The 21964-nt window shown below is 74.1% G+C and carries 20 protein-coding genes; 16 read left to right on the plus strand and 4 right to left on the minus strand.

Annotated elements, in window-relative coordinates:
• Positions 1-21 precede the first annotated feature (21 nt).
• From AC4OR8_RS04810 to AC4OR8_RS04820, 3 genes are read left to right on the plus strand one after another with little or no spacing between them, the layout of a single operon-like run.
• The gene (locus AC4OR8_RS04810) at positions 22-123 is read left to right on the plus strand and encodes a 30S ribosomal protein bS22 (protein ID WP_008356322.1); all 102 of its coding nucleotides are present in this window, start codon (positions 22-24) and stop codon (positions 121-123) included.
• A 27-nt stretch (positions 124-150) separates the two neighbouring features.
• Positions 151-1233, plus strand: coding sequence for an NAD-dependent epimerase/dehydratase family protein (locus AC4OR8_RS04815; protein ID WP_492164434.1), 1083 nt, complete (start codon positions 151-153; stop codon positions 1231-1233).
• Positions 1226-2404 carry a lysophospholipid acyltransferase family protein gene (locus AC4OR8_RS04820; RefSeq protein WP_492164435.1) on the plus strand — a complete coding sequence of 393 codons (1179 nt, stop codon included), beginning with the start codon at positions 1226-1228 and terminating at the stop codon, positions 2402-2404. Before AC4OR8_RS04815 ends, AC4OR8_RS04820 begins: the two co-directional genes overlap by 8 nt.
• A 3-nt stretch (positions 2405-2407) precedes the next feature.
• Here the strand turns inward: AC4OR8_RS04820 and AC4OR8_RS04825 are convergent, their stop codons facing one another.
• From AC4OR8_RS04825 to AC4OR8_RS04835, 3 genes are all read right to left on the minus strand, one after another.
• Positions 2408-3664 (minus strand): DUF5667 domain-containing protein, encoded by a 1257-nt coding sequence (locus AC4OR8_RS04825; RefSeq protein WP_492164436.1) that lies wholly within the window; start codon positions 3662-3664, stop codon positions 2408-2410.
• Positions 3665-3809: 145 nt separating this feature from the next.
• Positions 3810-4619 carry a sigma-70 family RNA polymerase sigma factor gene (locus tag AC4OR8_RS04830; RefSeq protein ID WP_492164437.1) on the minus strand — a complete coding sequence of 270 codons (810 nt, stop codon included), beginning with the start codon at positions 4617-4619 and terminating at the stop codon, positions 3810-3812.
• Between the two features lie 144 nt (positions 4620-4763).
• Positions 4764-5648, minus strand: coding sequence for an HAD family hydrolase (locus AC4OR8_RS04835; protein WP_492164438.1), 885 nt, complete (start codon positions 5646-5648; stop codon positions 4764-4766).
• Between the two features lie 96 nt (positions 5649-5744).
• Here AC4OR8_RS04835 and AC4OR8_RS04840 point away from each other — a divergent pair, with 96 nt between their 5' ends.
• The 7 genes from AC4OR8_RS04840 to hemB all read left to right on the plus strand — a co-directional run bounded on the left by AC4OR8_RS04840 (position 5745) and on the right by hemB (position 13713).
• Positions 5745-7322, plus strand: coding sequence for a class I adenylate-forming enzyme family protein (locus AC4OR8_RS04840; RefSeq protein WP_492164439.1), 1578 nt, complete (start codon positions 5745-5747; stop codon positions 7320-7322).
• Entirely contained in the window at positions 7319-7567 is a 249-nt protein-coding gene (locus AC4OR8_RS04845) for a glutaredoxin family protein (protein WP_492164440.1), read from the plus strand. Before AC4OR8_RS04840 ends, AC4OR8_RS04845 begins: the two co-directional genes overlap by 4 nt.
• Before the next feature lie 225 nt (positions 7568-7792).
• A complete protein-coding gene (locus tag AC4OR8_RS04850; RefSeq protein ID WP_492164441.1) occupies positions 7793-8518 on the plus strand; it encodes a redox-sensing transcriptional repressor Rex in 726 nt (241 codons plus the stop codon).
• Complete coding sequence (locus tag AC4OR8_RS04855) at positions 8515-9891, plus strand: glutamyl-tRNA reductase (protein ID WP_492164442.1); 1377 nt, start codon at positions 8515-8517, stop codon at positions 9889-9891. Before AC4OR8_RS04850 ends, AC4OR8_RS04855 begins: the two co-directional genes overlap by 4 nt.
• Positions 9888-10859, plus strand: a complete 972-nt coding sequence (gene hemC / locus AC4OR8_RS04860; protein WP_492164443.1) for a hydroxymethylbilane synthase — start codon at positions 9888-9890, stop codon at positions 10857-10859. Before AC4OR8_RS04855 ends, hemC begins: the two co-directional genes overlap by 4 nt.
• The gene (locus AC4OR8_RS04865; protein ID WP_492164444.1) at positions 10856-12556 is read left to right on the plus strand and encodes a bifunctional uroporphyrinogen-III C-methyltransferase/uroporphyrinogen-III synthase; all 1701 of its coding nucleotides are present in this window, start codon (positions 10856-10858) and stop codon (positions 12554-12556) included. The genes hemC and AC4OR8_RS04865 overlap by 4 nt, the downstream gene beginning before the upstream one ends.
• Positions 12557-12708: 152 nt before the next feature.
• Entirely contained in the window at positions 12709-13713 is a 1005-nt protein-coding gene (gene hemB, locus AC4OR8_RS04870; RefSeq protein ID WP_492164445.1) for a porphobilinogen synthase, read from the plus strand.
• Between the two features lie 90 nt (positions 13714-13803).
• Here hemB and AC4OR8_RS04875 read toward each other — a convergent pair whose 3' ends face one another.
• Entirely contained in the window at positions 13804-15039 is a 1236-nt protein-coding gene (locus AC4OR8_RS04875) for a lytic transglycosylase domain-containing protein (RefSeq protein WP_492164446.1), read from the minus strand.
• A 268-nt stretch (positions 15040-15307) separates the two neighbouring features.
• Between AC4OR8_RS04875 and hemL the strand changes: the two genes are divergently transcribed.
• The 6 genes from hemL (at position 15308) to ccsB (ending at position 21433) form a co-directional block, all read left to right on the plus strand.
• Complete coding sequence (gene hemL / locus AC4OR8_RS04880) at positions 15308-16705, plus strand: glutamate-1-semialdehyde 2,1-aminomutase (protein WP_492164447.1); 1398 nt, start codon at positions 15308-15310, stop codon at positions 16703-16705.
• 74 nt (positions 16706-16779) lie between these two features.
• Positions 16780-17427 carry a histidine phosphatase family protein gene (locus tag AC4OR8_RS04885; protein ID WP_492164475.1) on the plus strand — a complete coding sequence of 216 codons (648 nt, stop codon included), beginning with the start codon at positions 16780-16782 and terminating at the stop codon, positions 17425-17427.
• The gene (locus tag AC4OR8_RS04890; RefSeq protein WP_492164448.1) at positions 17424-18005 is read left to right on the plus strand and encodes a TlpA family protein disulfide reductase; all 582 of its coding nucleotides are present in this window, start codon (positions 17424-17426) and stop codon (positions 18003-18005) included. Before AC4OR8_RS04885 ends, AC4OR8_RS04890 begins: the two co-directional genes overlap by 4 nt.
• A 1-nt stretch (position 18006) precedes the next feature.
• Positions 18007-18762: a cytochrome c biogenesis CcdA family protein gene (locus tag AC4OR8_RS04895; protein WP_492164449.1), complete on the plus strand. Its 756-nt coding sequence runs from the start codon at positions 18007-18009 to the stop codon at positions 18760-18762.
• Entirely contained in the window at positions 18759-20408 is a 1650-nt protein-coding gene (gene resB / locus AC4OR8_RS04900) for a cytochrome c biogenesis protein ResB (protein ID WP_492164450.1), read from the plus strand. The genes AC4OR8_RS04895 and resB overlap by 4 nt, the downstream gene beginning before the upstream one ends.
• On the plus strand, positions 20405-21433 hold the full coding sequence (gene ccsB / locus AC4OR8_RS04905) for a c-type cytochrome biogenesis protein CcsB (RefSeq protein WP_492164451.1): 1029 nt from the start codon (positions 20405-20407) through the stop codon (positions 21431-21433). Before resB ends, ccsB begins: the two co-directional genes overlap by 4 nt.
• Positions 21434-21964: the final 531 nt, after the last annotated feature.

The following is a 21964-nucleotide window of genomic DNA, read 5'->3' on the forward strand; positions in this document are numbered from 1 at the left end:
TCCAGTCTCGAGAGGTTCACCGTGGGTTCTGTCATCAAGAAGCGGCGCAAGCGTATGGCGAAGAAGAAGCACCGCAAGCTGCTCAAGAAGACGCGCGTGCAGCGTCGCAAGCTCGGCAAGTAGCCCGAGCCGGTCGGCCGAGCAGGTGTCGTGAGCCGCGTCGTCCTCGTCACCGGGGTCTCTCGGGACCTCGGGCGTCGCTTCGCGCGCTCCGTCGCCCTCGACCCGACCGTCAGCCGGGTCATCGGCGTCGACGTCACCCCGCCGCGCGGTGACTTCGGCGACGTGTCCTTCGTGCGGGCCGACATCCGCAACCCGGTGATCGCGAAGATCATCGCCAAGGAGGACGTCGACACCGTCGTCCACATGAGCGTCATCTCCACCCCCACCACCGCGGGGGGTCGGAACACGATGAAGGAGCTCAACGTCATCGGGACGATGCAGCTGCTCGCGGCCTGCCAGCGCTCCACCACCGTGCGGCACCTGGTGGTGAAGTCGACGACCACCGTGTACGGCGCGAGCAGCCGCGACCCGGCGATGTTCACCGAGGACATGGAGCCGCGGCGTGCCCCGCGTGCGGGCTACGCCAAGGACGTCGCGGAGGTCGAGGGCTACGTCCGCGGCTTCGCGCGTCGGCGTCCCGACGTGCGGGTGACCATGCTGCGCTGCGCCAACGTCGTCGGCCCCCACGTGAGCAGCCCGATGACGTCGTACTTCCGCGCGCCGGTGATCCCCACCGTGCTCGGCCACGACGCGCGTCTGCAGCTGCTCCACGAGCGCGACCTGTTCTCCGCGCTCAGCCACGCCGTGACCCGCGACGTCGCGGGCACCTTCAACGTCGCCGGAGACGGCGTGATGATGCTGTCGCAGGCCGTGCGGCGCCTGCAGCGCCCGTCGCTGCCGGTGCCCGGCTTCGCGGTGTCGCGCCTGCGCTCGACGCTGCGCTCGGCCGGCATCACCGACTTCTCACCCGAGCTGCTGGGCCTGCTGACCTACGGCCGCGGCGTCGACACCACCCGCATGCGCGAGGAGCTGGGCTTCGTGCCCGAGTTCAGCACCGCCGAGGCGTTCGCCGACTTCGCCGCGCTGGTGCCTGCCGGCGCCGCACCCACCCAGCGGGTGCTCTCCGGCCTCGGCCGGGTCTTCCCCGAGCCCGCGGTGCCCGCCGGCCCCCGCGTGGTCACCGCCGGCCCCGCTGCCGGCCCCGACGGTCGGGAGGCCGACCGTGGGTGACGCCGAGATCATCCCGATCGGCACCCGCGGCCGCCCCGGCCGCGGCACCGGCACCGCGCCGTCGTCCGCGGCCCGCGGGCTCGCCGGCGGCACGTCCCGACCCGCGCGCCGCAAGGCCGACGCAGCCCGCGACGAGGCCGGTACGACGGAGCCCGTCGAGGCGGCCGAGGTGGCCGAGGCGGCTGCGCCCGTCGAGCCGGACGTCGTCGAGGCGGCCGAGCCCGCCGCTCCGGAGCCCGCCGCGCCCGCCACCACCGCCGAGCGCCACCCGCTCGCCGGGGTGCCGACGGCCGACTGGCTCGCGGCGTTCCAGGGGGCGAGTCGTGAGCTGTTCGGTGAGCAGTGGGAGGTGCGCCTGGCCCACTTCCTGGCGTTCCTGCGCCGCCGGGTGACCGGCGACTACGCCATCGACGAGTACGGCTTCGACCCCGAGGTCACCCAGCGGTTCTTCCTCGCCGCGCTGCGCCCGATCGCGGAGAAGTGGTTCCGCATCGAGGTCCGCGGCATCGACAACATCCCCGCCGAGGGCGGCGCGCTCGTGGTGTCGAACCACTCCGGCACGATCCCGGTCGACGGGTTGATGAGCATGGTCGCCATCCACGACCGCACCGGCCGCTTCCTGCGCCCGCTCGGCGCCGACCTGGTGTTCAAGACGCCGGTGGTCAGCTCGTTGGCCCGGCGCAGCGGCGCCACCCTCGCCTGCAGCGAGGACGCCGAGCGGATGCTGCGCGGCGGCGAGCTGGTCGGGGTGTGGCCCGAGGGGTTCAAGGGCATCGGCAAGCCCTACTCCCAGCGCTACAAGCTGCAGCGGTTCGGCCGTGGCGGCTTCGTCTCGGCCGCCCTGCGCACCGGCGTGCCGATCGTGCCGCTGTCGGTGGTGGGCGCGGAGGAGATCTACCCCCTGGTCGGCAACATCCCGTCCCTGGCCCGCCTGCTCGGCGTGCCCTACCTGCCGATCACGCCGCTGTTCCCGCTGCTGGGGCCCCTCGGGCTGGTGCCGCTGCCGTCGAAGTGGCTGCTGGAGTTCGGCGAGCCGATCCGCACCGACGACTACGAGGCCGGCGCGGCCGACGACCCGATGCTGGTCTTCGACGTCACCGACCAGGTGCGCGAGACGATCCAGCAGACGCTCTACACGCTGCTGATGCAGCGCGACTCGGTCTTCCGCTAGGGCTCAGTCCTGAGCGGGCGTGCGGCCGAGCAGCGGCCCGGTCGCGTCGTCGACGCCGTCCACGAGGTCCTCGACCACCTCGCCGACGCCGTCGCCGACGTGGCCCAGGGTGTCCTCGAGGTCGCCGGTGCCGTTGCCGGCCGTGCTCGGTCCGCCGAGCACGCCGCCGGCGGGGCCGTCGCCGGCGTCGTCGCCCCGGGTCGGGCCGGTCGCGGGCGCCGACGGCTGCAGCGGCGCCGAGCCGTCACCGGGCTGCGCGCCGCCGGAGGGCGGCACCACGGTCACGCTGCCGGGAGCGCCGTCGGGGTCGGGGGTGCGCTCGACGTCCTGGTTGCCGCGCCGGGGCCCGCCGGGGTCGGCGGGCGCCGGGTCGGGCCGGACGGCGCTCTCGCGCTCGAGCGCCGCGGTCGGGCGCAGCACGTCGTCGGTGGCCACGCCCGCGGCCTGCAGCAGCCACGGCGGGACGGAGGTGATGCCGTCGCCGGCGCACGTCGGGCACAGCTGGTCGACGGCGGCGTCGATGTCGGTGAGCACGGCGCCCGCACGCAGCAGCGAGTCCTCGGCGTCCGGCGGGAGCACCCCGGCGAGGGCGTCCAGGTCGGCGAGGCTGCGGGCGGTGAAGTCGTGGAGCTCGGTCATCGACTCCTCCCGCCCGGTGCGGGTGTAGTCGTCGACCAGCAGCCGCGACGCCTCCTCGGCCTGGGCGGTGAAGTCGTCGAGGGTGGCGCTGAGCACCGCGGTGTCGTCGCTGCCGCTGCGGGTCAGCTCCCCGACCTCGTCGAGGCGCCCCGAGGCGTTGGCGAGCAGGGTCTGGCCCTTGTCGTCCTCACCGACGCTGACGCCGGTGTGGGCGTTCTCGATGGCGCGCTTCAGGGGGTACAGCACGTCGCCGGGCAGGGCGCTCTGCGCGGCGACGGCCATCGACGAGGTGGCGCCCACGACGGCGAGCCCGCCGAGGGCCGCGGCGAGGCGTCGCTCCCGGTGGGGGGTGCGGGTGGTGCGCGGGGTGAGCGTCAGCCGGTCGGCGACGGCCGCGGGCGTGCGCGCCGGCGCCAGCTCGGTGGCGGCGGCGTCCATCAGCCGCTCGCGCAGCTCGACGACGAAGGCCGGTCGCGGCTCGGGGGCCGGCACCGCCCGCAGGGCCCCCACCAGCGCGAGCAGCTCGGCGTGGCGCGTGGCGTCGGCGCGACCCGTCGAGGCGTCCTCGACGAGGGAGGCGAACTCCTCGGCGCGGCGACGCACCGGGTGCACGGGACTCATCGCGGCCCTCCTGTCGTCGCCACCGGCGGGGTGGACGGGGTCTCGACGGCCGGGGAGCACGTCGACACCCCTGGCAACGACCGGTCGCGGCGGTTGGTTACGGCACCGGTGCGGCGGGTGGGCCGGGCTGCACGGACGGGCGCCCTCATCGGTCGCGGATCCCGTCGGGCATCAGCTTGGCCAGGTTGCGCACGCCCCGCAGCTGCAGCTGCTTGACCGCGCCCTCGCTGCGTCCGAGGGCCTCGGCGGTCTCCGCGATGCTCAGTCCCTGGAGGAAGCGCATCGCGAGGCAGTCGCGCTGCTCGAGGGGCAGCCGGCCCATCGCGGTGAGCAGCATCTCGTTGGTGAGCCCGGCCATCACGGTGGCCTCCGGGCTCTCCGTGGCGTCGTCGTGCAGGCCCATGTCCTCGGTGGTCAGCTCGAGGCGGGTGCGGCCGGCCTTGAAGTGGTCGGTGGCCAGGTTGCGCGCGATGGTCATCAGCCAGGCGCCGAAGTCCTTGCCCTGCCAACGGAAGCCCTGCATGCTCCGCAGCGCCCGGAAGAACGTCTCCGAGGTGAGGTCCTCGGCCAGCGGCGAGGACCGGGTGCGGTAGAAGAGGAAGCGGTAGACCGCGCCCTGGTAGTGGTCGTAGAGCAGGCCGAAGGCGTCGGCATCGCCCTGGCGGGCCAGCTCGACCAGCGCGATCAGGCGGGTGCGCTCGCCCTCCGACTCCTCCGACGACGCGGCCAGGCCGGCGTCGTCGTACGACGGGCCGCCCGTGCCGGGCCCGGGGTGGTCGCTGTCGGCGACGGTCGCGAGGAGGCGGTCGGCCCAGCGCCCGTGGGGGCCGGTGGCGGCGGGCCCGGCCACCACGGCCGACGGCGAGGGCAGCGGGTCGAGGCCGTCCAGCAGGCGCGCCACGGCGGTGCGCAGGGCGTCGAGCCCCCGCGCAGCGTCCTCGGCGTGCCGCGGCATGACGATGTCTTCCTCCCGTGCTCCCCCACAGAGCCCTCCGATGGTAGGCCGCACACCGTGTCCTGGGAACCGCCTCGCAGGATTTGGGGGAGGCGCGCCGGGTGGCTCGGCGACGGCGCAGCGACGGCGCGGCGCGGCGCCGGTTCAGTCGCGGCGCGCGCGCACGGCCACGCCGGCGGCCACGGTGCCGCCGAGGGCCCCGGCGGCGGCGCCGAGCACCAGCCCGGCCCGCGCGGCCTTGCGACCGGTGCGGTAGTCGCGCACCCGCCAGCCCTGCTCGCGGGCGTGGTGGCGCAGGCGTGCGTCGGGGTTGATCGCGCAGGGGTCGCCGACCAGGGAGAGCATCGGCAGGTCGTTGAAGGAGTCGGAGTAGGCCGAGCAACCGGCGAGGTCGAGGTCCTCCAGCACCGCCAGCGCCCGCACCGCCTCGGCCTTGGCGGGCCCGTGCAGCATGTCGCCCACCAGCCGGCCGGTGTAGACGCCGTCCTCGGTCTCGGCGACGGTGCCCATGGCGCCGGTGAGGCCGAGCCGACGGGCGATGATGCGGGCGATCTCGACGGGGGCGGCGGTCACCAGCCACACCCGCTGGCCGCGGTCGAGGTGCATCTGGGCCAGCGCGCGGGTGCCCGGCCAGATGCGGTGGGCCATCGCCTCGTCGAAGATCTCCTCGCTGAGGTCCTCCAGCTCGGCCACGGTGTGGCCGGCGATGAAGCCGAGCGCCGAGGTGCGGGCCTCGGCGACGTGTGCGGGGTCCTCGACGCCCACGACGCGGAAGTAGGCCTGCTTCCACGCCGCCGCGGCGATCTCGCGGGTGGTGAAGAAGTCGCGCCGGTGCAGCCCGCGCGCGAGGTGGAAGATGCTCGCGCCCTGCATGATCGTGTTGTCGACGTCGAAGAACGCCGCGTGCCGGGCGTCGGCCGGCGTGTGCAGCGCGGTCTCGACCTCCGCGGCCGCTGCGGCGGCCTCCCCGGCCAGCGTCGAGCGCTGCTGCAGGTTGGGGAGCGTGCGCCGTTCGCCGGGGGGTGTCACGTCGGTCAGCGTAGGAGATCGCGCCCGCCGCCGCAGGCCCCACGGCCTGTGTCGTACCGCCTCCGGGCGCGGGGGCGGTGTGGGAGCATTCCCCGCATGCCGTCGCCGCCCGTGCCTCCCGCACCGGCCGGCGTCGCCGCCCTCGCCACCGAGGCGGCGGCGCGCAACCCAGACAAGCTGGCCCTGGTCGAGACCGACGGCCGCAGCCTGACCTTCGCCGGCCTCGACGACGAGGTGGGACGGGTGGCCACCGGCCTGGGCGCAGCCGGTGTCGTGGCCGGCCACCGCATCGTGGTGGCCCTGGGCAACCGCCTCGAGTTCGTGGTGTCCTACCTCGCCGTGCTGCGGGTGCAGGCCGTGGCGGTGCCGGTCAACCCGCGGGGCACCCCCGAGGAGCTGCTGGCGGTGCTCGCCGACTGCCGGCCCCGGCTCGTGGTCACCGACGGCACGTCGGTCGACGCCGTGCGCGCCGCCGTCGACGGGCTCGCGCCCGACGGGGCGCCGCCGCCGCGCGTCGTGGTGGTCGCCGTGGCGCCGCGCCCCGGTGAGCGCTCCTACGACCGGCTGCGCGCCACGCCGGCCCGCGCCGTGCCGCCCCTGCGCGACCCCGAGGCGCTGGCCGTGCTGCTCTACACCAGCGGCACCACCGGCCACCCGCGGGCGGCGATGCTCAGCCACCGCGCCCTCCTGGCCAACCTCGAGCAGGTGGCGGCCGTGCAGCCGCCGATGATCCACGGCGACGACGTCGTGCTCGGCGCGCTGCCGTTGTTCCACGTCTACGGCCTGAACGCCGTCCTCGGCGGCGCGCTGCGCCACCGCGCCAAGCTGGTGCTGGTCGACCGGTTCGACCCCCACGACGTGCTCGACCTGATCGAGGACGAGGCGTGCAGCGTGGTGCCGGTGGCACCGGCGGTGTTCACCCACTGGCGCCGCGACGAGCACCTCGAGGAGCGCCTCGGCCCCGTCCGGCTGCTGCTGTCCGGGGCGGCGCCGCTGGCCCCCGAGGTGGTCGAGGAGGTCTTCGGGCGCACCCGGGTGGCGGTGCACCAGGGCTACGGGCTCACCGAGGCCGCCCCGATCGTCACCAGCACGCTGTGCAGCGCGCGGCTGCAGCCCGGCTCGGTGGGTGCCGCGCTGCCGGGCATCGAGCTGCGCCTGGTCGACGAGGCCGGACGCGCCCCCTCCTCCGGCGACCCGGGCCAGATCCACGTGCGGGGCGCCAACCTGTTCAGCGGCTACTGGCCCGACGGCGCCGGCGGCCCCGACGCCGAGGGCTGGTGGGCCACCGGTGACGTCGGGTTCCTCGACGCCTCCGGCGACCTGTTCCTCGTCGACCGGGTCACCGAGCTGATCGTCGTCTCGGGGTTCAACGTCTACCCCGCCGAGGTGGAGGAGGTGGTGCGCGAGGTCGTCGGCGTCAGCGAGGTCGCCGTCGTGGGCGCCCCCGACGACGCCACCGGCGAGACCGTCGTGGCCTACGTGCGCGCCCCGGGCCAGGACGTCGAGGAGGTGGTGGCCGCGGTGCGGTTCCGCTGCGAGCGCCGGCTGGCCCGCTTCAAGCGACCCACCCGCGTCGAGGTGGTCGACGCGCTGCCGCGCACGGTGACCGGCAAGGTGCGCAAGGGCGCGCTGCGCGCGGCCGAGCGCGAGCGGGCCGGGCGGGCCGAGCGGTGAGCCCGGCGCCGCGCGTACGGCTGTACTCGCGCCCCGGCTGCCACCTGTGCGCCCAGGCCCGCGAGGTGGTGGAGGCGGTGTGCGCCGAGCTGGGGGAGTCCTTCGACGAGGTGATGATCGACGACGACCCCGCCCTGGTCGACCGCTTCGGCGAGGAGGTGCCGGTGACCTTCGTCGACGGGCGCCAGCACGACTTCTGGCGCGTCGACGCCACCCGGCTGCGCACCGCCCTCACCCGCGGCTGACCCGAGCCGACCCGCCCCTGACCCGCCCCTGACCTGCCCCTGACCTGCACCGCAGCGAGCGACGGCGCCACCGGTGACCCCGTCGCGGGTGGCTCTTCTCACATGTGGTAGCCCGGGGGTCGCCGTGGTTTGTTCTCGCGTTCACAAACTCCTACAGTGAAGTCGCCGCGATGCGATCCCGGGCCGTTCGGTCCCCGCCGGCGCGGCTGGGCATGGAGACAAGCAGTGACCGCACGGACCCCACCCGAGTCGTCCCGGGACATCCCCGAGGCCACCGTGGCGCGACTCCCGGTGTACCTGCGTGCCCTGACCTCGCTGGCCGAGGCCGGCACGACGACGTGCTCGAGCGAGGAGCTCGCCGGTGCCGCCGGGGTCAACAGCGCCAAGCTGCGCAAGGACCTCTCCCACCTCGGGTCCTACGGCACCCGCGGCGTCGGCTACGACGTCAGCTACCTGCGCTACCAGATCGCCCGCGAGATCGGCGTGACCCAGGACTGGCCGGTCGTCATCGTCGGCATCGGCAACCTGGGGCACGCGCTGGCCAACTTCTCGGGCTTCCGCAGCCGCGGGTTCCGCGTGGTCGCGCTGCTCGACGCCGACCCGCGGCGCCACGAGGAGGTGGTGGCCGGCATCGACGTGCGGCCCTTCGCCGACCTGTCCGCGATCGTCCACGAGCACGGCGTGGCCATCGGCGTCATCGCCACCCCCGCGGTGGCCGCCCAGGACGTCGCCGACCACATGGTCGCCAGCGGCATCAGCAGCATCCTGAACTTCGCGCCCGCGGTGCTCGCGGTGCCCGCGGGCGTCGACGTGCGCAAGGTCGACCTGTCCATCGAGCTGCAGATCCTCGCCTACCACGAGCAGCGCAAGGCCCAGGGCGAGGCGACGCCCGCGACGACGGGCCACGACGACCTCGCTCCCGGCGAGCTCGTCCGAGAGGAGACGGCATGAGCGTCCTGGTCGTGGGGATCTCCCACCACTCCGCCCCGGTGGCCCTGCTGGAGCGGGTGGCGCTCGACCGCGACGGCGTGCACGAGCTGGTCCACGACGTCGCGGCCTGCGCGCACGTCGCCGAGGCCACCGTGATCTCCACCTGCAACCGCCTCGAGGTGTACGCCGACGTCGACCGCTTCCACGGCTCGGTCGAGGAGCTCTCCCGGCTCCTGGTCGAGCGCTCGGGCAGCTCGGCCGAGGACGTGCTGCCGCACCTCTACGTGCACTACGACGACGGTGCGGTCTCCCACCTGTTCCAGGTGGCGGCCGGGCTCGACTCGATGGCCGTCGGCGAGGGCCAGATCCTCGGCCAGACCCGCGAGGCCCTGCGGCTGGGCCAGGAGCTCGGCACCGTCGGCACCGCCCTCAACGTGCTGTTCCAGCAGGCCCTGCGCGTCGGCAAGCGGGCGCGCGCCGAGACCGACATCGACCTGGCCGCCCCCTCGCTGGTGACCGCGGCGCTGGCCCGGGCCCACGACGTCGTCGGCGACGTCGCCGGCAAGCGGGTGCTGGTGCTCGGCGCCGGTGCGATGGCGGGGCTCTCGGTCGCCACCGTCACGCGCCTCGAGGCCGGCGAGGTCGTCGTGCTGAACCGCACCCCCGAGCGGGCCGCCCGCCTCGCCCGTGAGTACGCCGCCCGGCCGGCGCCCCTGGGCGACCTGGCCGCCGAGCTCGCCGAGGCCGACGTCGTGGTCTCCTGCACCGGGGCCACGGGGGTGCTGGTGACCCGCGACATGGTGGTGGCCGCGCGCCCCGACGCGCGCCCGCTGGTGCTGCTCGACCTCGCGCTGCCCCACGACGTCGACCCCGAGGTGGCCGGCCTGCCCGGCGTCACCCTGGTCGGCCTGGCCGAGCTCTCCAGCCAGCTGCAGGACTCCGAGGCCGCCGCCGAGGTGGCCGCCGTGCGCGACATCGTGACCCAGGAGGTGGCGGCGTTCCTCACCGCGCGCCGCCAGGCCAGCGTCACCCCGACCGTCGTGGCGCTGCGCTCGATGGCCACCTCGGTCGTCGACGCGGAGATGGTGCGGCTGGCCAGCCGGCTGCCCGACCTCGACGACGCTGCGCGTGCCGAGGTGCTCCACACCGTGCGCCGGGTCGCCGACAAGCTGCTGCACGAGCCCACGGTGCGCGTGCGCGAGCTCGCCAACGAGACCGGCGCGGTGTCGTACGCCGCCGCGCTGGCCGAGCTGTTCGCCCTCGATCCCGGGGCGGTCACCGCGGTGACCCGTCCTGCGGTGCAGGAGGAGGGAGCGCAGCGACCGGCGCGTCCCGAGCTGCGCGCCGTGCCCGGCGAGGTCGTGGCACCGCCCCTGCGCCGGGGCACCGCATGAGCGCGCCGGTGCGGGTCGGCACCCGGCGCAGCCTGCTGGCCACCACCCAGGCCGGCACGGTGGCCGAGCTGGTGCGCGAGCGCCTCGGCGTCGAGGTCGAGCTGGTCGAGGTCACCACCGAGGGCGACCGCAGCCAGGCCGCCGGCACCCCGCTGGCCGGTGGCTCCTCCACCGGGGTGTTCGTGGGGGCGCTGCGCGACGCGCTGCTGCGCGGCGACGTGGACGTCGCGGTGCACTCGCTGAAGGACCTGCCCACCTACCCCGCAGCCGGGATCAGCCTGGTGGCGGTGCCGCCGCGCGAGGACGCGCGCGACGTCGTGGTGGCCCGCGACGGCCTCACGCTGGGCGAGCTGCCCGTCGGCAGCCGCGTCGGCACGGGCTCGCCGCGCCGCGCCGCGCAGCTGCACGCCCTCGGTCTCGGTTTGGACGTGGTCGGGGTCCGTGGGAACGTCGACTCCCGGGTCGGCAAGGTGCGCGCGGGCGAGCTCGACGCCGTCGTCCTGGCGCGCGCCGGCCTGGCCCGCATCCACCGGCTCGAGGAGGTCAGCGAGGTGCTCGACCCGATGCAGGTGCTGCCCGCCCCCGGGCAGGGTGCGCTGGCCGTGGAGTGTCGCACCGACGACCCGCTCGCCGCGCGCCTCCGCGTGCTCGACGACGCGCCCAGCCGCGCCGTCGTCGAGGCCGAGCGCGCGGTGCTGGCCACCCTCGAGGGCGGCTGCTCCGCACCCATCGGCGCCTACGCCGTGATCGCCGAGGCCGTCGACGGCAGCGACGAGATGTACGTGAGGGCCGTGGCGCTCTCGCTCGACGGGAGCCTCTCGGTGCGGATGTCCGCCACCGGGAGCCCCACCGACGCCGCCGGCGTCGGCACCCGGTTGGCGCAGGAGATGCTCGCCGACGGGGCAGGACAGCTGGACCAGCCAGGCCCAGCCATCACCACCGGAACAGACAAGGTGTCACCCGCATGACGCGAGCCAAGTCCACCGAGACCACCGCAGCGACCACCACCGGCACCACCCGGGGCTGGGTGTCGTTCGTGGGGAGCGGGCCCGGCGACCCCGACCTGCTGACCGTGCGCGCACTCGACCTGGTGCGCCAGGCCGAGGTCGTCGTCACCGAGTCGCCCGAGCACGCCTCGCTGGTGCGCACCCTGCTCGGCCTGCCCGAGCCGGTCGCCGAGCCCGCCGAGGCCGGCGAGCCGGCCGTGCCGGCGGCGGCCCCCGCAGGTCCCGAGCTGGTCGACGGCGGCTTCGGCGAGGACGGCCAGCCGCTCACCCACGCCGCCCGCGCCAAGGTCGTGGTCAAGCAGGCCAAGCGCGGCCGCCGCGTCGTGCGGCTGATGACCGGCGACCCGTTCCTCTACGCCTCCGGACCCGAGGAGGCCCAGGCCTGCGCCAAGGCCGGCATCGGCTTCGAGGTCGTGCCGGGGGTCTCCTCGGCCACCGCGGTCCCGGCGTACGCCGGCATCCCGCTGACCACCAAGGACCACCGCGAGGTCGCCGTGGTGACCTGCGACAGCAGCGTCGACTGGTCGCAGTACGCCGACGACCGCACCCTGGTGCTGCTCTCCGGGGTCGGCATGATCGGCGAGATCAGCCGGGCGCTCGTCGCCGCCGGCCGCTCGCCGCAGACGCCCGTGGCGATGACCCGGGTCGGCACCACCACCGCCCAGTCCACCGTCACCTCCACCCTCGAGCACATCGCCGCCGACGCCCGCGCGGCGCGGATGAGCCCGCCTGCGGTCACCGTGGTCGGCAAGGTCGTCGACCTGCGCAGCACGCTGTCGTGGTTCGAGACCAAGCCGCTGTTCGGCTGGCGCGTGCTGGTGCCCCGCACCAAGGACCAGGCCGGCGCCCTGTCGGCGCGCCTGCGCGGCTACGGCGCGGTGCCCGAGGAGGTGCCGACCATCTCGGTCGAGCCGCCGCGCAACCCGCTGCAGATGGACAAGGCCGTGCGCGGCCTCGTCGAGGGCCGCTACGAGTGGATCGCCTTCACCTCGGTCAACGCCGTCAAGGCGGTGCGCGAGAAGTTCGAGGAGTACGGCCTCGACGCCCGCGCGTTCTCCGGCCTCAAGATCGCCGCGGTCGGTGACAAGACCGCCGCCGCGATCGCCGCCTGGGGCCTGCGCGCCGACCTGGTGCCCTCCGGCGAGCAGTCGGCGGCCGGGCTGCTGGCCGACTGGCCCGAGTACGACGAGGTGCTCGACCCGATCAACCGCGTCTTCCTGCCGCGCGCCGACATCGCCACCGAGAACCTGGTGGCCGGCCTGGTCGACCTCGGCTGGGAGTGCGACGACGTCACCGCCTACCGCACCGTGCGCGCCACGCCGCCGCCGGCGCCCACCCGCGACGCCATCAAGACCGGCAAGTTCGACGCGGTGGTCTTCACCTCCTCCTCCACGGTGCGCAACCTGGTCGGCATCGCCGGCAAGCCCCACCCCTCCACCGTGATCGGCGTCATCGGGCCCGCCACGGCCAAGACCGCCGAGGAGCACGGCCTGCGCGTCGACGTGCTCTCGCCCGTGCCCGACGTGGACGCCCTCGTCGACGCCCTCGCCGACTTCGGTGCGGCGCGGCGGGTCTCGCTGCTCGAGCAGGGCCAGGACGTCACCCGCCCCTCCGACCGCAAGCCCTCGGCCCGCGCGCGGAAGGTCCGAGCGGAGTGAAGGGCCGGCGAAGCCGGCTCTGAACGACGCGAGGAGGTCGAGCAGCGAGCGCGAGCGAGCGTGTCGAGACCACCGCAGCCGAGAAGCGTACGGAGCCCCGTAGCGCCGGCCACCCGGCCGCCCGGCCGCCCGGCACCAGAGAAGGAGCCTCGATGGACCCCCGTGACGTGCCGGACGTGACCGGCCCGACCGTGCGACCGCGCCGCCTGCGCACCACCCCGGCGCTGCGACGCATGGTGGCGGAGACCTCGCTCGAGGCGCGCCAGCTGGTGCTGCCGCTGTTCGTGCGTAAGGGGATCACGGAGCCGGTGGCGATCTCGTCGATGCCCGGGGTCGTCCAGCACACCCGCTCGAGCCTGCTGGCCGCGGTGGCCGAGGCCGCCGAGCTCGGCGTGGGCGGGGTGATGCTCTTCGGCGTGCCCGAGCACAAGGACGCCCTCGGCTCCGGCGCGATCGATCCCGCCGGGGTGCTCACCCGGGCCGTCACCGACGTGGTGGGCGAGGTGGGTGACGCGCTCACCGTGATGAGCGACCTGTGCCTCGACGAGTTCACCGACCACGGCCACTGCGGGGTGCTCACCCCCGACGGCGCCGTCGACAACGACCGCACCCTCGCGCTCTACGCCGAGATGGCGCGCGTGCACGCCGACGCCGGTGTCGACATGGTCGGCCCCAGCGGCATGATGGACGGGCAGGTGGCGGTGGTGCGGGCCGCGCTCGACGCCGCCGACCACACCGACGTCTCGATCCTGGCCTACTCCGCGAAGTACGCCTCGGCGTTCTTCGGGCCCTTCCGCGAGGCGGTCGGCTCCGCCCTGCAGGGCGATCGGCGCACCTACCAGCAGGACGGCGCCAACGCCCGCGAGGGCGTGCGCGAGGCGTTGCTCGACGTCGCCGAGGGCGCCGACCTGGTGATGGTGAAGCCGGCGCTGGCCTACCTCGACGTGCTGCGCCAGGTGCGCGACGCCGTGCCGGTGCCGGTGGCGGCCTACAACATCTCGGGGGAGTACGCGATGGTCGAGGCCGCCGCGGCGCACGGCTGGATCGACCGCGAGGCCGCGATCCTGGAGACGCTCACCTCGATCCGGCGCGCCGGCGCCGACGTGGTGCTCACCTACTGGGCCAGCGAGGCCGCCCGGCTGCTGCAGCGCCGCTGACCCAGCCCAGCCCAGCCCGGCCCAGTCCGGACGACGAACGGCCCGCCCCCACGAGGGGACGGGCCGTTCGCGGTGTCGGAGCGGGGTGCGTCAGCTGGTGTACCCGGCGACGCACTTGTCGAAGGGGTCGTCCTTCTTCAGCGGGTTGTCGATGAAGCCGTCGAGGCCGCACTGCACGACGGCCTGGGCGTAGGACAGCACGTCGTCGACGGGGTCGACGCCGGTGTCGGGCACGTCGGGCAGCTGAGGCGTGGGGAGGCCGCCACCGGTCGGCGGCTTCGGGCCGGCAGGCTGGTCGGGCTTCGGCGGCGACGACGGTCCGGGGGCCGGGGCAGGGGCGGGTGCGGGGTCGGCCGCCGCCTCGGAGGGCTGCGCGGGCGCGGGCGCCGGGCCCGGAGCAGGAGCGGGCTGCTGGGGCTGGGGCTGCGGCTGCCGGGTCGGGCGCACGGGGGCCGGAGCCGGGGCGTCGCGGTCGGGCAGGATCACGCCGGCGGCGGTCGTCGACGACGGCACCGAGGTGTAGTCGCCCGACATGTAGGCGTCCATGATCGAGAGCACGAGCTGCACGTACTCGTCGGAGTGGTTGTAGCGGAAGACAGAGGCCTCCTGGCCCGCGGTCGTCGACAGGTCGTCGTCGCCGGAGCAGAGGTAGACCGCGGTGGCCAGCGCGGCGTCGTCGATGTCCTGCGGGTCGCGGGTGCCGTCGCCGTCGGCGTCGACCCCGACGACCGACCACGTCGACGGGATGAACTGCATCGGGCCGACCGCGCGGTCGTAGCGCTTGTCGTTGTCGTACTGCCCGGCGTCGGTGTCGGAGATCGACTGGGTGTCGTTGCTGCCGTTCAGCGGGATGCCGTAGATGCCCGGGGTCGCCACGCCGTCGGCGTCGAGGGTGTTGCCGGCGTACTGGCCGTGGTTGGACTCCACCCGGCCGATCGCAGCGACGAGCTGCCAGGACAGGTCGCAGGACTTGTCGGCGGCGTTGATCACGGTCTCGGCGCGCTGGTAGGCCGCCAGCGCGGCGGAGGGGATGCCGGAGGTCGACGCGGTGTCGACCACCTGACGCGCCTCGCGGCCGTCGAGGCCGTCGGTGAGGCCGGTGATGGAGTCGGAGCCCGAGACCGAGGCGGGCGCCTCGATGGCCTGGGCCGGCACCGACGAGCCGTCGGGCAGGGACGTGGGACCGGCGAGCTCGGCCGCGACGGGCAGGGTGGCGGCGCCACCGACGCCGACACCGGCCAGCGAGGCCGTCCACGCAGCCGACACCAGCGCCAGGGGCACCAGGGCCGTGACGCTCTTCACGCGGGCGGTTCGCTTGTCGGTCATTGCACTCTCTCCCAAGGCGGATCTCGTCGTGCTCCCTCAAGCACCTGTGACGGACACAACGCAGGATGTCACGTCGGGGTTACGCATCGGTAGGAACCGACCGATCCGTGACACCCGTCCGACGGCCTGCCGGCCGACTGCGGGAGCCTCCCCACGGCCACCTCGGGGCAAACGTCGGCCCCGGCGTGTCGTGAGGTGTTCGTCACCCTCGCCCTCCCGGATCGGTCGGCGAGTTCGCGTCGTTGGGGGCGGAGGGGATGATGGCAGGGTGAGTCACGCACCCACCGACCCCGCACCGACCACCCCCGCGGCGGCCCCCGACCCGGGGTCGACGGCGGCCTCGGCGGCGATGTTCGCCCGGGCACAGGCCGTCACGCCGGGCGGGGTGAACTCCCCGGTGCGGGCGTTCAACGCCGTCGGCGGCACCCCGCGGTTCATCCGCTCGGCGCAGGGCGCCTGGCTCACCGACCTCGACGGCAACGAGTACGTCGACCTGATCTGCTCCTGGGGCCCGATGCTGCTGGGCCACGCCCACCCCGAGGTGCAGGCGCAGGTGCAGGCCGCGGTCGCGCGCGGCACGTCGTACGGCACGCCCACCGAGCCGGAGGTGCTGCTGGCCGAGGAGATCGTGGCGCGCACCCCCGTCGACCAGGTGCGCTTCGTGTCGTCGGGCACCGAGGCGACCATGTCGGCCATCCGCCTGGCCCGCGGGTTCACCGGGCGCGACGTCGTCGTGAAGTTCGCCGGGTGCTACCACGGCCACGTCGACGCGCTGCTGGCCTCGGCCGGGTCGGGGCTGGCCACGCTGCGCGACACCCCGTCGGGGCAGGCCTTCGCCACCGTGCCGGGCACGCCGGGCGTGCCGGCGTCCTCGACCGGGCTCACGCTGGTGCTGCCCTACAACGACCGGGCGGCGGTCGAGGCGGTCTTCGCCGAGCACGGCGAGCGCATCGCCTGCCTGGTCACGGAGGCCTCCCCGGGCAACATGGGGGTGGTGCCGCCCGAGCCGGGGTTCAACGCGTTCCTGGCCGAGACCTGCACCCGCCACGGCGCCCTCTTCGTCAGCGACGAGGTGATGACGGGGTTCCGCGTCACCCGGCGCGGCCAGTGGGGCCTCGACGGGGCGCACGAGGGCTGGCGCCCGGACCTGGTCACCTTCGGCAAGGTGATGGGCGGCGGCTTCCCGGCCGCGGCCTTCGGCGGCCGGGCCGACGTGATGGCCCACCTCTCGCCCGGTGGGCCGGTCTACCAGGCCGGCACGCTGTCGGGGAACCCGATCGCCACCACCGCCGGCCTGGCCACCCTGCGCCTGGCCACCGACGACGTCTACGACCACATCGGCGCTGCGGCGTCGACCATCGGCTCGGCCGCCGCCGACGCGCTCGCCGCTGCGGGCGTGCCGCACGCCGTGCAGTCGAGCGGCACCATGTTCTCGGTGTTCCTCACCGAGGGCCCGGTGCGCGACTTCGAGGACGCCTCGCGCACCGACACCGGCGCCTACGCCGCCTTCTTCCACGCCATGCTCGACCGGGGGGTCTACCTCCCGCCGTCGGCCTACGAGGCGTGGTTCCTGTCGTCGGCCCACGACGACCGCGCCGTGCAGACCGTGCTCGACGCGTTGCCCCACGCCGCCCGCGCGGCGGCCGCCGCGAGGAGCGTCGCATGAGCACCGGTGCCAGCCCCGACACCGACCCCACCGGCCCCGGCCCCAGCGGCAGGCCCGGCACGATCGTCCACCTGATGCGCCACGGCGAGGTGCACAACCCCGACGGGGTGCTCTACGGGCGCCGCGACGGCTTCCACCTCTCCCGCCTCGGCGTGCAGATGGCCGAGAAGGTCGCCGACGCCGTCAAGGACCGCGACATCGTCCACCTGCGGGTCTCGCCGCTGGAGCGTGCGCAGGAGACGGCCCGCCCGCTCGCCGAGGCCCGCGGCCTCGAGGTGGTCACCGACGGCCGCGTCGTCGAGTCGTCGAACAAGTTCGAGGGGCTGCAGTTCGGCGCCGGCGCCAACGCGCTGCGCAACCCCGCGACCTGGCGCCACCTGTGGAACCCGTGGCGACCGTCGTGGGGCGAGCCGTACGACGACATCGTCACCCGGATGATGTCGGCGGTGCACGACGCCCGCGTCGCCGCCACCGGCCACGAGGCGGTCGTCGTCTCCCACCAGCTGCCGATCTGGACCACGCGGCTCGCCGCCGAGGGGCGCTCGTTCCTGCACCACCCGAAGAGCCGCACCTGCACGCTGTGCTCGCTCACGTCGCTGCACTTCGACGGTGACCGGCTCGTCCGGGTCTCCTACTCCGAGCCGGCCGGCGACCTGATCCCGGTCACCGACAAGTCCGCACCGTTCTCCGCCGGCGGGGCGCCGCAGGAGAAGCGACCGTGACGGCACCCGCCCCCGGGCGCCGCGGCACCGCGGCGGTGGCCGCACTGGCCGGCGCCCTGGCCCTCACCGGCTGCTCCTCGCTGCAGGGCACCAGTGACGGCGTCACCTACATCGAGGGCGGGACGGTCTCGGAGTACCCCCCGGACGAGCGGGGCGAGCCCGTGGTGCTTGAGGACCAGCCGACCACCACCGGCGGCACGGTGAGCATCACGCCGGGCACGGTCACCGTGGTCAACGTCTGGTGGAGCGGCTGCGGCCCGTGCCGCGTCGAGATGCCGCTGCTGACGCAGGCCTCCGAGGAGCTCGGCGACGAGGTCGACTTCGTGGGCATCAACATCCGCGACAGCAGCGAGGCCGACGCCGCGAGCTTCGAGCGGGCGCGCGGGGTCGACTACCCCTCGATCTACGCCCCCGACGGCCGCGCGCTGCTGGCGTTCTCCGGCGACGTCGCCCCCCAGGCCATGCCGTCCACCGCCGTGCTGGACGAGGAGGGCCGCGTCGCCGCGTTGATCAGCGGTGAGGTCCCGACCGAGCAGACCCTCGTCAGCATCGTCGAGAAGGTCCTCGAGGAGGGCTGAGGTGGGCGACTGGTTCGGGCAGACCGCGCTGTCGGGGTCGCTGCTGCTGGCGGTGCCGGTGGCGGTGGTGGCGGGGCTGGTGTCGTTCTTCTCGCCCTGCGTGCTGCCGCTGCTGCCGGGCTACCTCTCCTACGCCACGGGCCTGTCGGGCGCCGACATCGCCAGCGGCGAGGTGCGTCGGGGGCGGATGCTGGCCGGCTCGGTGCTGTTCGTCCTGGGGTTCACCGTCGTCTTCGTCCTCCTCGGGGTCGCCACCGGGAGCGTGGCGAGCTGGCTGGTGGTCAACCGGCGTCTGCTCGACGTGGTCCTGGGCGTCGTCACGATCGTGCTCGGTCTGGCGTTCCTGGGCCTGGTGCCGTTCCTGCAGCGCGACGTGCGGGTGCACAAGGTGCCCGCCGTGGGCCTCGGGGCCGCCCCGCTGCTCGGCTTCCTGTTCGGCGTGGGCTGGGCGCCCTGCATCGGCCCGACGCTCGGGGTCATCTTCGCGCTGGCCTACAACGAGGGCACGGCCGCACGCGGCGGCGTGCTCCTGGCGTTCTACTCCCTCGGCCTCGGGGTCCCGTTCATCCTGGCCGGGCTGATGTGGCGCCGGGCGCTGGGAGCGCTGGGGTTCGTGCGCCGCCACCAGCTGCTGATCACCCGCACCGGCGGGGCGATGCTCGTGCTGGTGGGTGTGCTGCTGGTGAGCGGCGTGTGGGGCGAGATGGTGTCCTGGGTGCAGTACCACCTGGTCTCCGACTACGAGGTGAGCGTGTGAGCACCGCCACCGAGTCCCGCACCAGCGCCTCGCCGCCGCCGGAGCGCCGCTCGGGCGAGCTCACCGCCCGCGAGCTGTTCCGCTTCGGGTGGCGCCAGCTCACCTCGATGCGCACCGCGCTGATCCTGCTGCTCGTGCTGGCGGTGGCGGCCGTGCCGGGCTCGATCATCCCGCAGGAGGGCGTCGACGCCCTGAAGACCGCGAACTGGCAGGACGCCCACCCGCGGCTGACGCCGGTCTACGAGCGGCTCGGCCTCTTCGACGTCTACGGCTCGCCGTGGTTCGCCGCGATCTACCTGCTGCTGATGGTCTCGCTGGTGGGCTGCATCATCCCGCGCACCTTCCACTACTGGCGCGGGATGCGCGCGGTGCCGCCGCCGGCCCCGCGCCACCTCACCCGGCTGCCCGAGTCGACGTCGTACACCACCGACGAGAGCGTCGAGGAGGTGCAGCAGCGGGTGCGCACCGTGCTGGCGCGCCGGGGCTACCGGCTGCGGCCCGAGCGTGACGGCGAGGACGCCGTCAGCGGCGAGCGCGGCTACCTGCGCGAGGCCGGCAACCTGCTGTTCCACCTCTCGGTGGTCGTCGTGCTGGTCGGCTTCGCGGTCGGCAGCCTGCTGGGCTACAAGGGCGGGGTGATCCTGCTCGTCGGTGACGACGCGGGCTTCGCCAACCGCCTCACCCAGTACGACGACTTCGTGCCGGGCACGCTGTTCCGGGCCGAGCAGCTCGACGACTTCGCCTTTGACATCGACTCCTTCGACGTCGAGTGGCTCGACAGCGGGCCCGCACAGGGCCAGGCCCGCGGCTTCCAGAGCAACCTGACCTACCAGGAGGGCCTCGACGGCGAGCCGCAGGAGTACGACCTGCGGGTCAACCACCCGCTCACCATCGGCGACACCGACGTCTTCCTCATCGGCCACGGCTACGCGCCGGTGATCACGGTGCGTGACGGCGAGGGCAACGAGGTGGCCGGTGGGCCGCGGGTGTTCCTGCCGCAGGACGCCAACTTCCTGTCCTTCGGCGTGGTGAAGGCCGCCGACGCCGAGCCGGGGCAGATCGGTCTCGAGGGGTTGTTCTACCCGACGTTCATCAACATCGAGGGCGACCCGGTCAACGTGATGGGCGAGGCCAACAACCCGACGCTGTCGATGCAGGCCTACACCGGCGACCTCGGCCTCGACGAGGGCCAGTCGCAGTCGGTGTACGTGCTCGACAAGTCGGACGCCGAGCTGGTCACCAGGGCCGACGGGTCGCCGTACCGCCTCGACCTGCAGGAGGGGGAGACCGCCCGGCTGCCCGGCGGTCTCGGGACGGTCACCTTCGAGCGCCTGGAGCGGTGGAACCGCATCCAGATCAGCCAGACCCCCGGCAAGCTCGTCGCGCTGACCGGGGTGAGCCTCGCGCTGGTGGGTCTGCTCGGCTCGCTGTTCATCCGTCCCCGCCGCGTCTGGGTGCGGGCACGTCACGACGGGGGAGGCACACTGGTGGAGGCGGCCGCGCTGGACCGCTCCGGCGGTGGTGACATCGACGCCGTGCTCCGCGACCTCGTCGCCGAGCTGCGCGGCGACACCGGTGACACCGGCCCGCCGCACCCGCAGCACCAGCCCGGCACCGCGCCGGGCGAGGAGGAGGAGACGTCGTGACCGACAGTGCCTGGGAAGTCCTGAGCAACCGGGCGGTGGCCGCCGCCGGCCTGGTCTACTTCCTCGCCCTGCTGGCCCACCTGGTCGAGTGGAGCGCGCTGCGCAAGGTGCCGGTCACCGGGTCCGTGCCCGAGCCCGCGATGGCCGGCGCCGACCGGGTGCCCGGCCCCGTGGACGGTGGTGCGGCCGACGCCGGTCCCGACCACGCCCGGCGCATCGACCTGTTCGGGCGCGTCGGCTTCGGGCTGACCGTGGCGGCGGGCCTGCTCCACGCGGTGTCCCTGGTCGCGCGGGGGCTCGCCGCCGACCCGAACCGGGTGCCCTGGGGCAACATGTACGAGTTCACCCTGGCCGGCACGTTCGTGGTCACGCTGCTGTACGTCGTCATGCGGCGCCGTCTCGGCCTGGCGTGGATGGCGCCGCTGGTGGTCGCCTTCGTCCTGGTGCTGCTGATGGTCGACGTGGTCTGGCTCTACGCCCCCGTCTCGCCCCTGACCGAGGCGCTCAACTCGCCGTGGCTGGTGATCCACGTCGTGTCGGCGGTGATCGCCACCGGCGCGTTCAGCCTCGGCGGCATCTGCTCGGTGCTCTACCTGCTGAAGGACCGGGCGATCACCCGGGGCACCCAGAGCGACACCGGCTACCTCTCGCGAGTCCCCGGTCTCGCCACCCTCGACCGGGTCTCCTACCGGCTGCACGCCTTCGGGTTCCCGGTGTGGACCTTCGCGGTCCTGATCACCGGGCCCATCTGGGCGCACCAGGCCTGGTCGACGTACTGGAACTGGGACCCCAAGGAGGTGTGGGCGTTCATCACCTGGGTGGTCTACGCCGCCTACCTGCACGCCCGGTCCACCGCGGGCTGGAAGGGCCGCAACGCCGCCTACCTGGCGCTGCTCGGCACGGCGACCCTGTGGTTCAACTTCATCGGCATCAACTTCTTCTCCACCACGTCGCAGCACAGCTACGCGAGCGCGGACACGGTGTCGGTCGCACCCGTCGACGCCGGCGCGCGCGCCTCGCTCTGACGACCCGTCACGAGCGCAGGCGCCTCCCCCGCCGGGGGGTGCCCGGCGTCACGTCGAACGGATTTGGCATGTGCCGCGTCGTCGCCTAATGTTCTCTGAGTCGCCAGGGAGCGGCGGGCAACAAGATCCGGTCAGGATCGGGTTGCCGGCCCCGAGGAGACCACCCCGTGACCGCCAGGTCGCACACCGATCGTCCGGCCTCGCGCCAGCCGAGAGGTGGCGCCGAGCAGTCACCGGGGAGCGGAGGAGAAAGGCCCGAATTGCACGGGCCGATCACCTCGGCTAATGTTCGGAATGCCTCGCCGCCGCAGCGCTGAAATGCCGCGGGACGAGATGCGTCTGATTCTTGAGAACTCAACAGTGTGTCATAGTCGACGAATTAGTTTGTTTGCCCCGTTGACTCTCTTTCTCTGCCGCTGTTTTTGGGTGGTGGGGTTGTGGGTTGATGGTTTTGGTAAGGCAATGATTCTGGCAATATATTGTCGGGGTTTTGTTCTTGTCAGGCATCTCTTTTTCCTCGCATGGGCCTTT

This window comes from Nocardioides sp. FY1077 (assembly GCF_058681775.1).